The organism is Vulcanisaeta sp. EB80, from assembly GCF_002078205.2.
This window is the reverse complement of sequence record NZ_LCWN02000052.1, coordinates 1-15,689: the sequence shown is the minus strand read 5'-3', so window position 1 is coordinate 15,689 and position 15,689 is coordinate 1. Positions and strand designations below refer to the sequence as shown.

The 15,689-nt window shown below is 46.0% G+C and carries 21 protein-coding genes and 1 pseudogene; 14 read left to right on the top strand and 8 right to left on the bottom strand.

Features of this window, described 5'->3' with window-relative positions; translation table 11 throughout:
- From B7L70_RS13485 to B7L70_RS08975, 8 genes and pseudogenes are all read left to right on the top strand, one after another.
- Nucleotides 1–489, top strand: a pseudogene (locus B7L70_RS13485) (FAD-binding oxidoreductase); the annotation flags it as partial.
- A gap of 34 nt (nt 490–523) precedes the next feature.
- Nucleotides 524–2,818 (top strand): DEAD/DEAH box helicase, encoded by a 2,295-nt coding sequence (locus B7L70_RS09000; protein ID WP_369907345.1) that lies wholly within the window; start codon nt 524–526, stop codon nt 2,816–2,818.
- Nucleotides 2,819–2,882: 64 nt separating this feature from the next.
- Entirely contained in the window at nt 2,883–3,665 is a 783-nt protein-coding gene (locus tag B7L70_RS08995) for a sugar phosphate nucleotidyltransferase (RefSeq protein ID WP_081227517.1), read from the top strand.
- Nucleotides 3,666–3,702: 37 nt separating this feature from the next.
- Complete coding sequence (locus B7L70_RS08990; RefSeq protein ID WP_081227516.1) at nt 3,703–4,701, top strand: glycosyltransferase family 4 protein; 999 nt, start codon at nt 3,703–3,705, stop codon at nt 4,699–4,701.
- Nucleotides 4,698–4,916 (top strand): hypothetical protein, encoded by a 219-nt coding sequence (locus tag B7L70_RS08985; RefSeq protein ID WP_081227515.1) that lies wholly within the window; start codon nt 4,698–4,700, stop codon nt 4,914–4,916. Before B7L70_RS08990 ends, B7L70_RS08985 begins: the two co-directional genes overlap by 4 nt.
- Nucleotides 4,917–5,211: 295 nt before the next feature.
- Complete coding sequence (locus B7L70_RS14165) at nt 5,212–5,418, top strand: M20/M25/M40 family metallo-hydrolase (RefSeq protein WP_255408857.1); 207 nt, start codon at nt 5,212–5,214, stop codon at nt 5,416–5,418.
- Nucleotides 5,419–5,435: 17 nt separating this feature from the next.
- Entirely contained in the window at nt 5,436–6,128 is a 693-nt protein-coding gene (locus tag B7L70_RS08980; RefSeq protein WP_255408856.1) for a M20/M25/M40 family metallo-hydrolase, read from the top strand.
- A 41-nt stretch (nt 6,129–6,169) separates the two neighbouring features.
- Nucleotides 6,170–6,724, top strand: a complete 555-nt coding sequence (locus B7L70_RS08975; RefSeq protein WP_081227514.1) for a 50S ribosomal protein L22 — start codon at nt 6,170–6,172, stop codon at nt 6,722–6,724.
- Here B7L70_RS08975 and B7L70_RS08970 read toward each other — a convergent pair.
- Complete coding sequence (locus B7L70_RS08970; RefSeq protein WP_081227513.1) at nt 6,721–7,092, bottom strand: twitching motility protein PilT; 372 nt, start codon at nt 7,090–7,092, stop codon at nt 6,721–6,723. The two genes, B7L70_RS08975 and B7L70_RS08970, sit on opposite strands and share 4 nt — an antisense overlap.
- On the bottom strand, nt 7,089–7,892 hold the full coding sequence (locus B7L70_RS08965; RefSeq protein WP_081227512.1) for an NAD(+)/NADH kinase: 804 nt from the start codon (nt 7,890–7,892) through the stop codon (nt 7,089–7,091). The genes B7L70_RS08970 and B7L70_RS08965 overlap by 4 nt, the downstream gene beginning before the upstream one ends.
- Nucleotides 7,893–8,010: 118 nt before the next feature.
- Here B7L70_RS08965 and B7L70_RS08960 point away from each other — a divergent pair, with 118 nt between their 5' ends.
- The gene (locus tag B7L70_RS08960) at nt 8,011–8,409 is read left to right on the top strand and encodes a translation initiation factor IF-5A (RefSeq protein ID WP_081227511.1); all 399 of its coding nucleotides are present in this window, start codon (nt 8,011–8,013) and stop codon (nt 8,407–8,409) included.
- Nucleotides 8,410–8,413: 4 nt separating this feature from the next.
- Here the strand turns inward: B7L70_RS08960 and B7L70_RS08955 are convergent, their stop codons facing one another.
- Together B7L70_RS08955 and B7L70_RS08950 are read right to left on the bottom strand one after the other, a co-directional pair.
- A complete protein-coding gene (locus B7L70_RS08955; protein WP_081227510.1) occupies nt 8,414–8,983 on the bottom strand; it encodes a DUF655 domain-containing protein in 570 nt (189 codons plus the stop codon).
- A gap of 13 nt (nt 8,984–8,996) precedes the next feature.
- Nucleotides 8,997–9,338 carry an RNA polymerase Rpb4 family protein gene (locus tag B7L70_RS08950; RefSeq protein ID WP_081227509.1) on the bottom strand — a complete coding sequence of 114 codons (342 nt, stop codon included), beginning with the start codon at nt 9,336–9,338 and terminating at the stop codon, nt 8,997–8,999.
- 94 nt (nt 9,339–9,432) lie between these two features.
- On the opposite strand from B7L70_RS08950, the gene B7L70_RS08945 reads away from it, so the two are divergent.
- The gene (locus B7L70_RS08945; protein ID WP_081227508.1) at nt 9,433–9,759 is read left to right on the top strand and encodes a 50S ribosomal protein L21e; all 327 of its coding nucleotides are present in this window, start codon (nt 9,433–9,435) and stop codon (nt 9,757–9,759) included.
- On the opposite strand, the gene B7L70_RS08940 is transcribed toward B7L70_RS08945, so the two are convergent.
- Nucleotides 9,702–11,000, bottom strand: a complete 1,299-nt coding sequence (locus B7L70_RS08940) for a tRNA pseudouridine(54/55) synthase Pus10 (RefSeq protein WP_081227507.1) — start codon at nt 10,998–11,000, stop codon at nt 9,702–9,704. The genes B7L70_RS08945 and B7L70_RS08940 overlap by 58 nt on opposite strands.
- Before the next feature lie 52 nt (nt 11,001–11,052).
- Here B7L70_RS08940 and B7L70_RS08935 point away from each other — a divergent pair, with 52 nt between their 5' ends.
- Complete coding sequence (locus tag B7L70_RS08935; protein ID WP_081227506.1) at nt 11,053–11,616, top strand: hypothetical protein; 564 nt, start codon at nt 11,053–11,055, stop codon at nt 11,614–11,616.
- Nucleotides 11,617–11,787: 171 nt separating this feature from the next.
- Here B7L70_RS08935 and rfbC read toward each other — a convergent pair whose 3' ends face one another.
- Nucleotides 11,788–12,354, bottom strand: a complete 567-nt coding sequence (rfbC, locus tag B7L70_RS08930; RefSeq protein ID WP_081227520.1) for a dTDP-4-dehydrorhamnose 3,5-epimerase — start codon at nt 12,352–12,354, stop codon at nt 11,788–11,790.
- A 121-nt stretch (nt 12,355–12,475) separates the two neighbouring features.
- Between rfbC and B7L70_RS08925 the strand changes: the two genes are divergently transcribed.
- The 3 genes from B7L70_RS08925 to B7L70_RS08915 all read left to right on the top strand — a co-directional run bounded on the left by B7L70_RS08925 (nt 12,476) and on the right by B7L70_RS08915 (nt 14,033).
- Nucleotides 12,476–13,081, top strand: a complete 606-nt coding sequence (locus tag B7L70_RS08925) for a winged helix-turn-helix domain-containing protein (RefSeq protein ID WP_081227505.1) — start codon at nt 12,476–12,478, stop codon at nt 13,079–13,081.
- Nucleotides 13,082–13,136: 55 nt separating this feature from the next.
- Nucleotides 13,137–13,508: a roadblock/LC7 domain-containing protein gene (locus B7L70_RS08920; protein ID WP_081227504.1), complete on the top strand. Its 372-nt coding sequence runs from the start codon at nt 13,137–13,139 to the stop codon at nt 13,506–13,508.
- A 114-nt stretch (nt 13,509–13,622) separates the two neighbouring features.
- The gene (locus B7L70_RS08915; protein ID WP_081227503.1) at nt 13,623–14,033 is read left to right on the top strand and encodes a secondary thiamine-phosphate synthase enzyme YjbQ; all 411 of its coding nucleotides are present in this window, start codon (nt 13,623–13,625) and stop codon (nt 14,031–14,033) included.
- A 6-nt stretch (nt 14,034–14,039) separates the two neighbouring features.
- Here B7L70_RS08915 and B7L70_RS08910 read toward each other — a convergent pair whose 3' ends face one another.
- Together B7L70_RS08910 and hisS are read right to left on the bottom strand one after the other, a co-directional pair.
- Nucleotides 14,040–14,531, bottom strand: coding sequence for a bifunctional nuclease family protein (locus tag B7L70_RS08910; protein ID WP_081227502.1), 492 nt, complete (start codon nt 14,529–14,531; stop codon nt 14,040–14,042).
- A 63-nt stretch (nt 14,532–14,594) separates the two neighbouring features.
- Nucleotides 14,595–15,689 (bottom strand): histidine--tRNA ligase (gene hisS / locus B7L70_RS08905; protein ID WP_101940271.1); only part of this gene is annotated, 1,095 nt, incomplete at its 5' end.

Genomic DNA, 15,689 nt, shown 5'->3' with positions numbered 1-15,689 from the left:
GCAGTTAATAATATAGTCTACGACTACGTGTTAGGCATCTACGCAAGACCTCTTGGATCATCAATCGACAGCTTACTGGGCAGGCTTGGTTTGTCAGTGATTGTTGGCGGTGACGGTAATGTGAGAGTGGAGAAACCTGGCTCGAGTAAGGGTGTTGATGAGGATGTAATTAATGACGTAATCAGTAGGTTGAGACTTAGGTTTGGTTTGTTAATCCGTGTCGGTTCAGGCTTTGGGTATTGTGAGTGTACTCCCGACATGAGGCCCCTAGTTGGGTCGTTGATCGAGGATAAACTCTACATATTAGGTGGGTTTAATGGCTACGGTGCTGAGGTGGGGCCTGCGTTGGCGTTGGCATTGGTAGAGTACATACTCGGTGGGTCATGGCCTAACTATGCGAAGCCGTACTTGATCGATAGGTTTAGTGGTGGTTGGCCAAGTACTTGGGATGTTGATCGGGAGGCTCATGAGCTTTGTGTTGGGCGTTAACTCCTTATTAATCTAGTTGTGCCTTACTAATTGGTTGGTTGTCTTGAGGGTTGAGGACCTGCCACTGCCTGATGTACTTAGGAACTTCATAGCCAGGGAGAGAGGTATTACCGAGCTCTATCCTCCGCAGGAAGAGGCTGTGCGTAAGGGTTTATTTGATGGCAAGAACCTGCTTATGTGCACGAATACAGCAACTGGCAAGACGCTCATGGCCGAGTTGGCTATGGTCAACGCCGTACTGACTAGGGGTGTTAAGGCTATAATGGCTGTGCCGCTTAGGGCGTTGGCTTATGAGAAGGCTAGGGACCTTAGGGTTTACGAGAAGCTTGGCGTGAGAGTTGCGGTAACGACTGGTGAGTATGATAAGGAGGATGCATGGTTGATGAATTACGACATCGTGATGACGACTTACGAGAAGCTCGACAGCCTACTGAGGCATAGGGTTGATTGGCTCAGGCAGGTTGGTGTCCTAATTATTGACGAGATACACTACGTTGATGATGATAAGAGAGGCCCAATAATAGAGTCCATAGTGGCCAAGGTTAGATCATTGGGATTGAACACCCAGATAATAGCCCTATCGGCAACTGTCGGCAACGCCAAGGATATTGCCAAGTACCTGGATGCCGAGGCTGTGGAGTCCGAGTGGAGGCCTGTGAGACTTAGGGAGGGTGTTTATTATGACGGTATTATTTATTATTCAGACGGTGATAGGGTCGCAATAAAGGACCTGGGTAATCCCATCTTATCCTTAACCATGGATACGCTTCTCAATGGTGGGCAGACCCTCATATTCACGAACTCGAGATCGAATACCGTTAAGCTAGCGCAGCAGGTTGCTCAATACATATGTAACTACGGTGTTAAGGTAATCGAGCCAAGGGAGTTAACGAAGGTCTCTAATGCGGTTATTGAGGCGTCGCAATCGAGGCTCCTTGGTGATGAGTTGGCTAAGGTCATTAAGTGCGGAGTCTCATTTCATCATGCAGGCCTTGATATGGATGTCAGGTCGATAATCGAGAACTCCTTCAGGGATAGGCTACTTAAGGTTGTGGTTGCCACAACAACCCTGGCGGCTGGGGTTAACCTGCCGGCTAGGAGGGTCATAATCCATGAGTATAGGAGGTACGAACCTGGAATAGGTATGGAGGAGTTGCCTGTTATGGAGTATAAGCAGATGGCCGGTAGGGCTGGTAGGCCTGGTCTCGATCCGTACGGTGAAGCTATACTCATTGCCAGGGGTGAGGATGAAATTGATTATTTAATGAAGAATTACATAAGTGCCAGGGTTGAGGAGGTTCGGTCTAAGTTCCTCACTGATAAGAACCTCGCCACGCATCTACTATCGGCAATAGCGAGTGGTTACGCATCCAGTATGGGGGAGGTCCTGAATTTCGTATCATCAACCCTGGGCTACCTACAAGGTGGCTTTGATAAGAATGCCTTCCTTAGGGAGCTGCTGAGGAGGAGGGTTGAGGATATCATAAACTTCCTAGTTGAATCTGGTTTCCTGGAGAGGCATGATGATGGTGTGGCAGCCACAGCCCTGGGTTCATTACTAAATAATACGTACCTCGACCCATACACGGCGAACACGTATATAAAGGGTTTGAAGGCTAGGGATGAAACTAATGACCTGGGTTACACGCACTTAATTGTTCAATCCCCCGAGGTTCCTAGATTGAGAATTAGGAGAAGTGAGTTTGATGATTACCTAGAGATCGTACTGGATAACTGGGATTACCTATTGATTAAACCGCCATTGACTAGGGATGAGATTGAGAATGGCGAGTATGAAGATGAGGAGCTCGAGGACTACCTATCCACCGTTAAGACCTCCGTGATGCTACTTGACTGGGCTAACGAGGTCTCTGAGGACGAGCTCTACAAGAATTACGACGTTGGACCAGGGGATTTAAGGGTGTATAGCGACTTAATGAATTGGTTAGCGGGTGCCATCACGAGACTTGCCAGCGCATTAGGCATGAAGAGGCATGAGGAAAGGTTGGGAGTTCTTAGGTGGAGGTTAACGTATGGTATTAGGGAGGAGCTCATAGAGCTTGTGGCAAACCTCGAGGGTGTTGGTAGGACGAGGGCCAGGGCTTTGTACAACGCCGGGTTTAGGAGCGTTGTTGATGTGGCCAATGCTGATCCAAGGGTGATAGGTAGCATTAAAGGTTTTGGTGATAAGCTCGCTCGCTCAATAATTGAGCAAGCGAGGAAGTTGGTTAGTGAGGGTAAGGTTATTAAGCAGACGGCGACAGGTAGTGGTAGGGAGGCGAGTAAACAAGAATTCAGGAAGCGTGGTTCCCTACTTGATTATTTATGATCTTAACATCTGAAGTGAAATACTTATATTTTATTTTTATTCGTAATTCACAAGTAGTGCGCATATGATACGTAAAGCCGTGATAACAGCAGCAGGGTTGGGCACCAGGATGAGGAATATGACTTTAATAATGCCTAAGGCTTTACTGCCCCTAGTGCGCAGGAGCGAAATTCCAATGCTCATACCTATTATTGATCTGATAATCTCAAGGCTTCAGGAGGTTGGTGTTTCCAAGTTCCTCATTGTTGTTGGTAGGAATGGTAAGCCACTCATAGACTACCTAATGGATAAATTATTCAGCGATTCATTGACGGCAAATATATCATTCACATTTCAGGAGAAGCCGCTGGGCTTTGGCGATGCTGTGCTTAGGGCTAGGGATTTCGTGAACTCCGGGTCATTCTTTGTCCATGCCGATGATGGTTTATTACTCACAGGCTATGCCGAGGGCGTGAGACTATTTAATGAATTGAATCCAAATGCCGTATTGTTCCTTAGGGAGGTTAATAACCCAAGTAGGTATGGTATTGCGGTTGTTAGGGATGAGGGTTCCTTTAACAACTTCAGGTTGGTTAGGATTTTGGACGTTGACGAAAAGCCACGCAACCCAAGGTCCAACATAGCGATATCAGCCGTCTATATATTCGACGAGAAGATATTTAATAGTCTCGAGAATGTCAAGACCGAAGGAGAGCTTGAGCTTACGTACGGTATTAAAAACCTCATTGACAGTGGTGGCGAGGTTTATGGCCTAATCCTCGATAGAAACTCTTGGTTAAGTGTTGGTGATCCCGAGAGCTACATTGAGACTATAAATAGAATGTTCAATTCCTACGGTAAGAACTAACATTTATTAATTGGGGGCACTTAGTAAGGTCGGTTAGATGATCGTAAACATTATCGCCAGTAGGAACAGAGTATCTGGTGAAATAAGGACTGGGATTAGGTTAAGGATCGAGAACCCACCACCTGGCGTCAGCTACAGGATTATCGAGGATCCAATAAGGTTATCACCATCAAGTGATGATTTCTACATAACCGGAAATACCGCGTTTAAGTGGTTTCTCAAGGCATTAATCGAACCAGCATACTCACTGAGGTTTAGGAGATTAACCCATGCGTTCTTCCTAAACCTTTACATACCATCTTCCCCCTGGGTTCAGGAAATCGATCAACCAATCTTCAACTTATTCGAGAAATACCTCAAGAAGTCCAGGAAGGATACCCTATACAGACTCGCCATTAGGACCTATAGGTACTTGTTCAATAGGGATAGTGTGGCAATAATCACATGGACCGAATGGAGCAAGGAAGGGCTTGAGGAGGAGGGGTTCAAGGGTGTGAAGGTAATACCACCACCAATGAGAACGTATTCGAGGAAGATTGATAATGTGGTTACCGTGGGCTTCATAGGCGTGGATTATGATAGAAAGGGTGGTGATATTGCCGAGAATGTAATGATGAAATTGCCCAGGTGGGTTAGGAAGGTGTATGTTGGTAAGAGCCCTAGGAAGGTTGATGGTATCATCTACTATAACCCAATGAGAAGGGATGACCTATTGAAGTTAATGGCTGAGTTTGACGTGCTGTTATTCCCAACAAGGGGTGAGGCGTTCGGCTTTACGGCGCTCGAGGCCATGAGTCTGGGAATACCCGTGGTCGCCTCAAACGTTGATTCCGTGCCTGAGGTTGTGGGTGATGGTGGCATCATATGCGAGGTTAATGACCTTAGGTGTTTCCTGGAAAGCACCAAGGAGCTTGTTAATTCACCAGAGTATGCAATGGAGCTTGGGGCTAGGGCTAAGGCAATAGTTACGCAGAGGAACTCGCCGGGTGTTGTTGGTAAGGAATTACTAGCTGTGTATAGAGAGTTAGTTGAATGAGCCTAGTTAATTACGCATTGAAGGTGCTCATGGATTTAATAGCGATAAGAACCATCGCACCACCTGGCGAGAACTATACTGAAGCCGTTGATTATATGGAGAACGAATTAACGAACCTGGGATTAAGCGTTAAGGTCATTGAGGTACCAAGGGCTAAGGTTAGGGAGTATTACCCTGAGTGGAGTGATTACCGTCCCTCCGGAGATGGCGGTTGACCCGCCGTCTCCTTCTCGACGGTCTCCCCGAGCCTCCTCACCGTAGTGGCTCTCCAACGGTCGCCCGCGGTTCCCAGCCCTACGGTTCTCGGAAACCCAGGGTAACCAGCAAGGGTGTTGGGGATGGACTTTAAAACCCATCGCTTCATCACCAATGGTAATAAACCCTACGAATAATCACGAAAACCGAAACTGTCCCAGGTACATAGTGCTCGCTGAACGGTGTGACTCGGGTGGTGTTAAACTTCATTTTAATGCGCACTATGACGTAGTGCCAGGTGGTGATGGTTGGCTGGTGACTGAACCGTTTAAACCAATCCTAATCAACGATAGAGTTTATGGTAGGGGTGCATCTGATGATAAAGGTAGCGTTACTGCTTTGATATTGTTGGCCAAGAGGATTGGGGAATTGAGAGAATTCAATGGTTGCGTGGAGCTCTCATTCACACCGGATGAGGAGGTTGGGGATTTACAGGCGTTAATTACCTACTTAGTTCAATAACGAGACCTGACTACGCGGTGGTCGCTGAGCCAACGGGACTAAGTATCATTTGGGTTGGTAGCATGGGTATGGTGCAATTAGATGTTGTAATTAGAGGCGTACCTGCCCACGTGTCACAACCCCAACTCGGTGTTAATGCATTTGAGGATGGCGTAAAGGTTGCATATGCGATAATTACTGGGCTTAAGGGAGGGATAGAGGGTAGGTCGTACATGGGTGAGAGGGCTGTGATGACCCTAGGTGGTCTCGTTAAGGGTGGTCTCGGTCGTAATATTGTTCCTGATTATTTCAGTTTCTCGATAGATAGGAGATTACTGCCCAATGAGGATGTTGATGGATCGATTAGGGAGATTGTGGACTACATCAAGGAGATTGGGGGAAAAATTGGCGTGAGATCTGCGGTGGATGTTTATGTAATTAACGCAATTGATGCGGCACTGAATAGGGAGGATTCGATGCTAGTTAAGGGTTTAGTTAAGGCGATAGGTGATGTGGTACACCTCAGCCCTAAATTAATGGTATCGAGAACTCCAGTTGACACTAGGTACTTTCAAAGATTGGGTGTTGATGCGGTAACCTATGGTCCTGGTGATCTATCATCAGCGCACGGACCTGATGAATACATAAGTGTTGATGATATAATTAAAGCATCCGAGGTGTACCTAAGGCTTATCGACATTATGCTCAATGATAGAACCATGCCTCACTAGGCAAAATGCTTTTATACACATGGCTCTTGATGGTTGTGGGTATGGCAAGGATTGACTGGAGCGTAACCGCTGAGGATATAATTAAGCGGGTTAAGGAAATCTATGGCGCAAACATAACCGAGGATCAGATCGTTAAGGCCCTTGGTTATGAGTATAGGATTAGTTGGAAAAAAGCCGTTGAGGTTGCCAGATTCATTAAGGGATTCACGATAAAGCAGGCCGAGGATTACATGAACAAGGTGATAGCAATGAAGGCGCCAGTACCAATCAGGAGGTTCACCAAGAAACAAGCCCACCACACAACACCCTGGGAGGGCTGGCCGGTGGCTAAGTGGCCAGTTAAGGTTGCCAAGGCGTACTTGGAGGTTCTTAAGAATCTTGAGAACAACGCGAGCTATAGGGGATTAAGTGTTGATAATATCGTTATAGTGCACGCAGCCGTGCACAAGGGCCGTAAGATAAGGAACTACATGCCTAGAGCATTTGGTAGGTCGACTCCGTGGTTCCAGGATACCGTAACCATAGAACTCGCAGGCGCAGAACTTCCGTCAGAGAACGTTCCAAAGAAGCTTAAGCTTAGGCAGAAACCGTACTAACGAGTCTTGAGATAGATCACCGAGTACCTAATTCCCAGTTTTCTTAGGAACCTTATCAGCAATGAATCATCAGTGATCACAACGGGGTTCTCATCCTTTAGCCTAAGGGCTAAAATTATGAGCGACACATCAGCATCGCTCAATAGCCTTGGTAGGTGATACCTCCTCCTGGCAATCCTAACCTCCTCTTCACCAATTTCATAAACCTCAATATTAAGCACATCGGGTATAGACACGGCCCTAACATCCTTGAGTTCATTAATTATGTAATTCGTAGTTACCAAGCGACCTAGGCTGAGTAATGCACGTAAATCCCTTGTATGGAATATGGCCGATGCATCGATTATCGCCACTTGCTGTTCACTCATGGTGTAAATAACCTCCTAAGTAATTTATCGTACATCCTATATTGACGTGTCCTAATGAACCTAATCTTCTTATCACCAGGTAGTATGCGCACCTCAGCACCCCTCTGTGCCACAATGCCATCACACAGTACGTGCGTTACCTCACTCGTCATAACCTTCACGGGTATCTCGAAGGGATGAACTATTGGAACCAAGGCCCTGGAAAACGGAGCAAGTGGGACTATCAACTTCACGGATAGCCTATTATCAACAACGGGCCCTCCAGCTGCCAATGCATATGCCGTGGAACCCGTTGGCGTGGCTATTATTACTCCATCCATCCTAGCCCTCATTAACTCCTCACCCCCATCCTCAACAACCGTTACGGTAACCAAATGACCTGGATCAACACCCTTAACCAAGACCTCATTAAGTGCCGTACACTCAAAATCAGCGCTAACGGCCTTAAGGGTCAACCTCTCCTCAATTCTGTAATTACCCTTAACAATATTATCAAGAACCTGCGATACTTCCCTGGCACTTGCATCACTTAAGTAATTAACGCGGCCAGTGCCTATGTGAAGTATTGGTATATCCACCGAGTCCCCGATTTCATGTATAAACCTAAGTACCGTACCATCACCGCCAAGCACCATGGCCGCATCCACGCTCCGCGATCCATCCCACTTGGGTATACCTATATTCTTAACCTCTGAATCTCTTACGGCGTATACCTCCACACCATCACTACTCAGCCTATTCACTATTAACTTCGCTAGTGCGTAATCCTCGTACTTACCAATATACATTATGATCCTCATAATACTAAGCAGCGCTACACCACAGAATTAATAAATAATTTCTACGGTCGAGAAGCTAGGGATTACGTAAGAATTACGGTAGAAAACCTTTTATTAGCCTTGCCTAATCTCGATTTGTATGTCCACGAAGCCAACGGAGGCAGGTTCGGTCAAGGAGGGTAGTTATTTGATGATTGATGGCGAACCATGCAAGATAGTTGAGGTTGAGAAGAGCAAGACGGGTAAACACGGATCCGCTAAGGTTAGGATAGTCGGTATTGGCGTTTTCGATAATGTCAAGAGGACATTGATTGTACCTACCGACGCACAGGTTGAGGTGCCAATAATAGAGAAGTTCGTTGCCCAGGTTGTGGCTAAGGTTGGTGATTCATGGCAGCTAATGGATCTACGGAATTACACAACCTTCGAGATAGCTAGTAACCAGGTCGAGGAGGATGTTAGGGAGAAGATAGAACCTGGTATTGAGGTGGAGGTTTGGGATATTGCTGGTCGTAGGAAGGTTATGAGGGTTAGGTAAAATATCAAATAGAACCAACGAAAACCCTGTATTGATCAGCGCCTTGTAATTCCCTCAATACTCTATCAACAATTAACTTCTCCGGGTCTATACCAACCCTATTCTTAATGTCCTCGAATGATTGAAACGGCTTCTTCCTCCTTTCCTCCAGGATCTGCCAAAGGGTCTTCTTACCAATACCCTTAAGTAATTCGAGGCTGTGCATCTTCAGTGTTATTGGGCCAGCCTTGTTGAAGAACTCCACGAACCTTCTCTCCTGGGTCTTGACTATCCTTGTTATGACCTCGGGAAGGACGTTCTTGGCCTCGCTCGTTAACTCGTCATAGCCTATCCTCCTAACAATCTTATTCACCTTATCCCTAGGTCCATTACCTATGTAAACCCTCTCACCCACGTCAGCGGTTACGTTGGGTTTCAGCGTTAACTCAAGTAATGTGAAGAATTGCTCGCCTATAGCCTGTACGTACGGTTCATTCCTGGGAAAGCCCTTCCTTATTAATGACGGGTCCTTAGCCAGCATTTGCTCCGGTGGTATTATGTCCAGTATGTATGCATAATCCTCCCTCTTAACCATAGAGGCATCCCCTTTAGGATTGGTTCACGTTCCTTAATAGGTTAAGCATATCCTCGATATCCTTATCGGTGAATTCCCTCTTCTCGGAGCCGAGGAGTATCCTAAGTTCCTCGGCTGTTTGGGGAAGTACGTTAACCACCTGTATAGCCGTCAACCTAGCCAAGCCAAACCTCTTCATTAATTCAGAAACCAACTCCCTAGCCTTGTCTGGGTTAACCTTGGAGAATTTCCTTAGGTAATCCAGGGTGTTGTTTACGATCTCCTCATTAATCCCACTATTGGATACCTTCTCCTCGAGAATCCGAAGCGCCTCGGCCATGGAAATATCCTCAGAATTAATGATACGCTTAACCACAAATTACTCCCTGACTAAAAACCTATTTAAGGATTTATACCTCGGCAGGAGAATACTTAAATATCGGGTTTTAAGGATCACGTTGGGGTTTAGCGTGCATCGAACCCATGGTCTAAGGTACAAGTCAAGGAAGCTGCTGACCAAGAAGCCTAGGGAGAAGGGGAGACCAGGAATTTCAAGGTGGCTTTATGAGTATAAGGTTGGTGATAAGGTTGTTATTGATATAGACCCAACCTTCATAACCACAGCACCGCACAGGAGGTATCAGGGCAAGGTAGGCACAATAATAGGTAGGAGGGGTAAGGCGTACGAAATCGAGCTATACGTTGGTGGTAAACGGAAGATCATAATAACCACACCAGATCACATAGTACCATTCAAGGCCCAGCAACCCGTGGAAACAGGGTTAAAGGTATCGTAAGTAATGGAATCGCTTATGTTTAGGATGTCGATCTCCACAGGCTTAACCTCAAGAGCCAAGACTCCTGATAAACTGGGTTCCACATCACCGAAGTAACCGTGAACAAAGCCCCTAATGTTGAGATTACCCTGACACCTAATTACGAGCTCCAACAACCTGCCATCAATAACCCTGCTATCCAGCTCATAGACCATACTAACCCTCTTCTTAACCCTACCACCCAACCTCAACCTTTGGGTAACTTGTCTATTCCTAAAGTAATCATGCAATGACTTCAAAGCGTCGTCAGTCACTCGACCATTGGCGATTGCCAACACCCTATACGTGATCACGTAATTCCTACTCTCAGCCTTAACCTTCCTAACCATGGAACTCCTAACGTAAGACAGCACATTAAGTGAAATACCATAATTAATGCTTCCGAGGGCTTTACTAACCTCACCAATAGATGGTCTTCTACCAGGTCCTATAACCTGGATAATCATGGGTCTTCCATTACCAAGGACCCTAACGTTACCTGCCTCCCCACCCCCACTATGGATCACAACGCTCTGTGCGCCGTATATGCTGAGTGTCTCATTAATCGGCCATTTAACGCTGCCCCTACCAATTAACCTATACGCTCTCCTATACCTGGTGAGTAGGTATAGTGGCATTAGCTGTGTGGTAATGGTTCCGGTGGTTGTATCCAGGACAACCTCGACATCAGGCTCCTCCCTACTAAATGGAATGCCCAACAACGACGAAACCCTCTTACCCAACTCCCTATTTAATTCGCGCTTTATTGATTCCGCGCTCGTTATTCCAAACTCCGTGGTTATTTCAAGCTCTCGTCTTAACATGTCATTGGGCACCCTCGTGCCTAACCTAAAGGACTTAAACTCAGCCCTCAATGAACTCAGTGCATTGGCTATGTTCCTCGACCACTCATCAAGCCTGTTGAATATGGAGCTGCCGCATATGTAGCACGGTGTTGGTGACACATCAACCCCCATATTCTTAAGTAATAGCATGCTTGGTTCATGACCGCTAAGGGCAAGTGCTTTAAGGTCGCTGAGGAGTTCGTCGTTTAATCCTTCGCTCATTATCTTTTCATGTATGCTCATTAATAGGTAGTCCTTAATCGCTCTACCCCTCTCCTCATTACTAAGCCCAAAACCCAACCTGGCAAATAACCTACCTAAACAATGGTCGCAGAGTGGGTATTTCCTCAGCACATCCATTGCCTTATCAATACCCATCCCGTATCTAGGGTGAAATTAGGTATTAAAACATGTAATTGCGAATAGTCGCGTGAATCCCTACGTAATTGGCGCATTCATCAATGAATGCAGGATAAGATGGAGAAGCATTGAGGGTTTTTCGGATGCCGTTGACTATATTAAGTCGGTTGAGCCTGGCGTGGTCGTTACCAAGGATATTATTAGTGCACCAACTAACGTATGTGATGAAGTAGCCAAGCTATTACAAAGACCAGGTAGGCTTCTAACACTACTCAACGTAGGTGATTGGTTATTATTGATCAGGGGGCTCTATGACTTCAATGGTGAATTAATAGACCCAGAGCCCAACCTCGACATGCCAAACTTGGTGCTGAATATTAAGGTGCCAAGTAGGTCATTGGGTCTCGTGATTAGGGTCGTGCTTAAATTCCTAGACATAGGCAGTAGTGTATTCAGCAGTGATGATGGAAGAACCTACGTGATAGTTCACGATAGAGACTCCATAGCCAGATTCATAAAGACAATAAAACCTCACCTAGACCCAGAACAAAATATTGTGCTCAAAAATAAGTGGGCGAAGCATTATGCGCCCTATGGTAATCCAATAATTCTGTTGCATAATGCAAATCGATAACTCCTAAGGATATCAGGCGGTTTAGGCCTCTTCACCAAGGCTCTGCGTGGGTTCAACTCATCACCTAGCAGTGCAGTTTATTTAAGTGGCCAGTTAAATATAGTTTTTGATAATGATGATCAACCTAGGCTGCGCATGTGATGATGCGTGTGAGGGCTGATCGACAAAGGGTCATATTGGATACTCGAAATTCGTCTCGGCCTGCCTAAGCGATGGGCACCTACTGTCCTTCTCGCTCACTATGGCATTCTCCCTAATCGGCCATGGTATACCAACCTCAGGGTCATTCCAGGCAATGCACCTCTCGTGCTGTGGACTATACTCCTTAGTCTGTAGGTATAGGAACAAGGTGTCATCCTCAAGGGCTTGGAAGCCATGGGCAAAGCCGGGCGGTATCCAAAGGAGCCTCGGTTCCTCAGCCGATAACTCAACCATGACGTACTTACCAAACCAGGGAGAACCTTTCCTAATGTCAAGTGCCACATCAACAACGCGCCCCCTGATCACCGTGACCAACTTACCCTGCTCCATAGGCTTCAACTGGTAGTGCAATCCACGAACAACACCACGCTTAGACCTGCTGAGACTTACCTGAACAAAGTCATAAGCCACACCACCAGCTAGGAAATCAGTCCTTTTATAAAGCTCAGCAAAGAAACCCCTATGGTCCGGAAAGACGACGGGTTCGACAAGCACCACATCAGGTATCCCTAACCTAGTGAAGCCCCTGAATGGCACACCGTATTCCCTCAATAACGCCTTAATAAGTAGTACGGCTAATAAATTGGCAAAGAAACCAGTTAAAATAACTAAAAATACCGGTTAATAAGACTAAGGTATTACTAAATATGGTCATGCCATGAATGTGGTCACAAAGCCCGAAATCATAGTATCGATTAATGAGAAGACTGGGAAAGTTCCAGATTTTAGTGATGATTACGTATTAATGAGGGAGAAGGAGTTCAATGCCGTATTGGATGGCGTGAACTTATCAATAATACTCGCAATAATGAGAGGTCACACGCACTTTGTCGAGTTAATGAGGGAGACAGGGCTTCAAAAGGGGAAGTTGGCAAGGCGATTAAAGCGGCTATTGGATTCTGGCTGGATTACTAAGGAAGGTAATAAGTACCTTGTGAGCGGTCGAATATTTGTGGTGTACGATATTGGGGAGATTAATGGCAACATCACCATTCACATATCCACAGACAAGGGTGCATTCGCCGACCCTGTCTATGGTCTTGTGGTGATAAGCGGTGAACCACGGAATTACTGCTCAACATGTCCACTAAGGCAGGCCTGCGTCAATAATGTAAAGTCCATGGCCCGTAAATACGGCGTACAGCTCAGGGGCGTTGAGCCTGGTGAGGCTTATGTGGAATTGTTCAGGTTATTCGTGGAGAGGGATTTAACTAGGAAGTTGAGAAGTGGGTGGAGGATCATAATCAAGAAGGGTGAAGTGTAACTGCTGTATTACGGAAGATATGTTTATATTTCTCCTGTAATTGAATACTAAATTGATGGAGGAGAAAGCTGAAAGGCTGAGCAGGATTGTTAATGATTTCCTAAATAATGTTGAGAATGTTGGTGGCATCTATGTAGCATCATTGGATGGTTTATTGGTAACCCACGCATCGAAAATGGGCATCGACCCAGACAGGGTTGCTGCGATGATAGCTTCAATAAGTGCAGTGGGCGATAGGGTCAGTAAGGAGTTATTAAATGAGGAGTCAACGCACGTGATAGTACAGTCGCATAATGGGTACGTAATAATCAAGAAGAATGGAGATCTCGTATTTGGAGTTTTGGTCCATGGAATTGACGACTCCTCAATGGGTCTTGTTATGCTCGAGTTCGAGAAGTTACTAAATGCCATTAAGGATATTAAATGATTCATTTATGCGAGCCCTCATCACAAACATCAGCACTCGAGATCCTAATCACCAAACTATACAATGATAGATCCATAAAAAGCTTTACTAAACCCGGAGCATTTGACTAGCCCTGTGAGGGTTGTCACAAAGGAATTAACGATAACAAGTAAGAGACGTAGGGAGGTTATAAACATCACAAGCCATATAGAGTCCGCGGTTAGGGAGTCAGGTATTAGGAATGGAATAGCCCTAGTATTCCTACCCCACGCAACCGCAGGACTATTCGCCAATGAGGATGAACCAAGGATAAGGAGAGACTATGAGGGTTTATTCGAAAGATTAGTACCCGCCAGTGGTAATTATGAGCACAATAAGATTGATAATAACGCCGACGCCCACCTACTAGCCTCACTGTTCAAGCAATTTTACGTACTGCCGGTAATTAATGGCGAACTTATGCGAGGTACGTGGCAGGAGGTTTTCCTAGCGGATTTCGATGGTCCTCGAACGAGGAATGTCGTGGTTGTGATAATTGGTGAGTAAAACACCCTAAATGCCCTTCTCAAAGCTAAAGCCGTACCTCGCCCTCAACTCCCTGTACCTCTCCAGCGGTTCTGTGTAGGCGATCAAGTGATCCGCAACGTATATTGGCGCACCCAACCTAACAGCTATAGCCGTGGCATCACTAGGTCTTGCATCAAGCTGAAAGGTCTCGCTCGTCCTGTTGTCCTTAACGAATATTGTGGCCAAGTAAACACCATCAATCATGGCATCTATTGTCACCTTCTCCACGGTCACGTCAAGCCTATTTATCAACTCAACAAGTAGGTCGTGGGTTAACGGCCTATGGAAGGACACGAGACCCAACGCCTTCTTTATCGAGAATGATGCCGAAACATCTATCCTAATTGGCAGAACCCTCTCCTCCCACTCCTCTGTTGTGAATAGCATTAGGGCAACGCCCTCCTCGGGTATCTCGATGACGTCTAGAAGATCCGCCTTCAGGTACTTTGATCCCCCTGAGTTCTCCTCCCTAACCATTAAAGGTATCTACACTAACCCCTTTATTTACTTATTTATCTACTTATTTTTAGCCGTCACGATTCATGAAACTCCAAATTCTGATAGGGGAATGTCCTTCTCATTCCATGTTGCCATATCCCTAACCTTAACAACGCCCTGGGATACCTCCTTAGGGCCTACTATTACGAAGTACCTAACATTAATTTTGGAGGCATACTCGAGGGCGCTCCTCAAGCTCTTCTCGCCAGTATCTACAATGGCTTTATTGCCCTGGACCCTTAACCTACTGGCTAGTTTGTAGCCGAGGGCTATGTGGTTTCTATCGTTACCAACCACATAAATGTAATAATCAATCGGAGGAAAACCACGCTTAATGGAGCCCCTCTGTTCAAGAACTTCCATCAACCTCTCAATACCCATCGCGAAACCAGAGGCTGGCATTGGCTTACCACTGTATATCTCAACGAGATTATCGTACCTACCTCCACCGCCCACGGACAGCTTGTAGTCTGGTACGTACATCTCGAATACAATACCCGTGTAATAATCAAGCCCTCTCACGATGCCTAAGTCCATACTCATGTAATCAAGCACGCCATACATACCGAGAAAATCAACCAAGTCATTATAGTACTTAATGAAGTCATCACCAACCCCCAACTCCTTAAGTAGATCGGGCACCTTATTGAGACCCTCCGTAGTATTAGCCAACCTAAGGACCTCCTGGGCAACCTCTCTCGTTAACCCCAGCCCAATGAGCATCCTCTCCAACTCATCATCAGGCACCTTACCCCTCTTATCCATTATCCTAAGCACGCCCTGTTTAGCATCATTGGGTATTCCGAGCCTTGCGAGGAGTTGCTCAATGATTCTCCTATCATTAACCCTAATCCTGAAATCACCCAACTCAAGGGCTTTGAGCGACTCAACGCCGATTGTTAGGACCTCGGCATCAGCCCTAACACTCGATGAGCCCAGGAACTCAATACCGAATTGGTGAAACTCCCTATACCTACCATGCTGCGGTTCATCATACCTCCAAACCTTTGTTATGTAATACCACCTAATTGGTTTGGGCAAATCAACCCTATAGGAGACAACCCTAGCCACTGGAACAGTCATGTCGAACCTAAGCCCAACCTCCCTATCAGCCTTATCCCTGAAGTAATAAATCTC

What these genes read in the sequence shown, in the direction of transcription:
- B7L70_RS08920 (WP_081227504.1), top strand. Translation starts at nt 13,137, where the DNA reads ATGGAGGAGAAAGCTGAAAGGCTGAGCAGGATTGTTAATGATTTCCTA.
- B7L70_RS08990 (WP_081227516.1), top strand. Translation starts at nt 3,703, where the DNA reads ATGATCGTAAACATTATCGCCAGTAGGAACAGAGTATCTGGTGAAATA.
- B7L70_RS08985 (WP_081227515.1), top strand. Translation starts at nt 4,698, where the DNA reads ATGAGCCTAGTTAATTACGCATTGAAGGTGCTCATGGATTTAATAGCG.
- B7L70_RS08955 (WP_081227510.1), bottom strand. Translation starts at nt 8,983, where the DNA reads ATGGTTAAGAGGGAGGATTATGCATACATACTGGACATAATACCACCG.
- B7L70_RS08965 (WP_081227512.1), bottom strand. Translation starts at nt 7,892, where the DNA reads ATGAGGATCATAATGTATATTGGTAAGTACGAGGATTACGCACTAGCG.
- B7L70_RS08925 (WP_081227505.1), top strand. Translation starts at nt 12,476, where the DNA reads ATGAATGTGGTCACAAAGCCCGAAATCATAGTATCGATTAATGAGAAG.
- B7L70_RS08910 (WP_081227502.1), bottom strand. Translation starts at nt 14,531, where the DNA reads ATGGTTAGGGAGGAGAACTCAGGGGGATCAAAGTACCTGAAGGCGGAT.
- B7L70_RS08970 (WP_081227513.1), bottom strand. Translation starts at nt 7,092, where the DNA reads ATGAGTGAACAGCAAGTGGCGATAATCGATGCATCGGCCATATTCCAT.
- B7L70_RS08940 (WP_081227507.1), bottom strand. Translation starts at nt 11,000, where the DNA reads ATGGGTATTGATAAGGCAATGGATGTGCTGAGGAAATACCCACTCTGC.
- B7L70_RS08995 (WP_081227517.1), top strand. Translation starts at nt 2,883, where the DNA reads ATGATACGTAAAGCCGTGATAACAGCAGCAGGGTTGGGCACCAGGATG.
- B7L70_RS08960 (WP_081227511.1), top strand. Translation starts at nt 8,011, where the DNA reads ATGTCCACGAAGCCAACGGAGGCAGGTTCGGTCAAGGAGGGTAGTTAT.
- B7L70_RS08975 (WP_081227514.1), top strand. Translation starts at nt 6,170, where the DNA reads ATGGCAAGGATTGACTGGAGCGTAACCGCTGAGGATATAATTAAGCGG.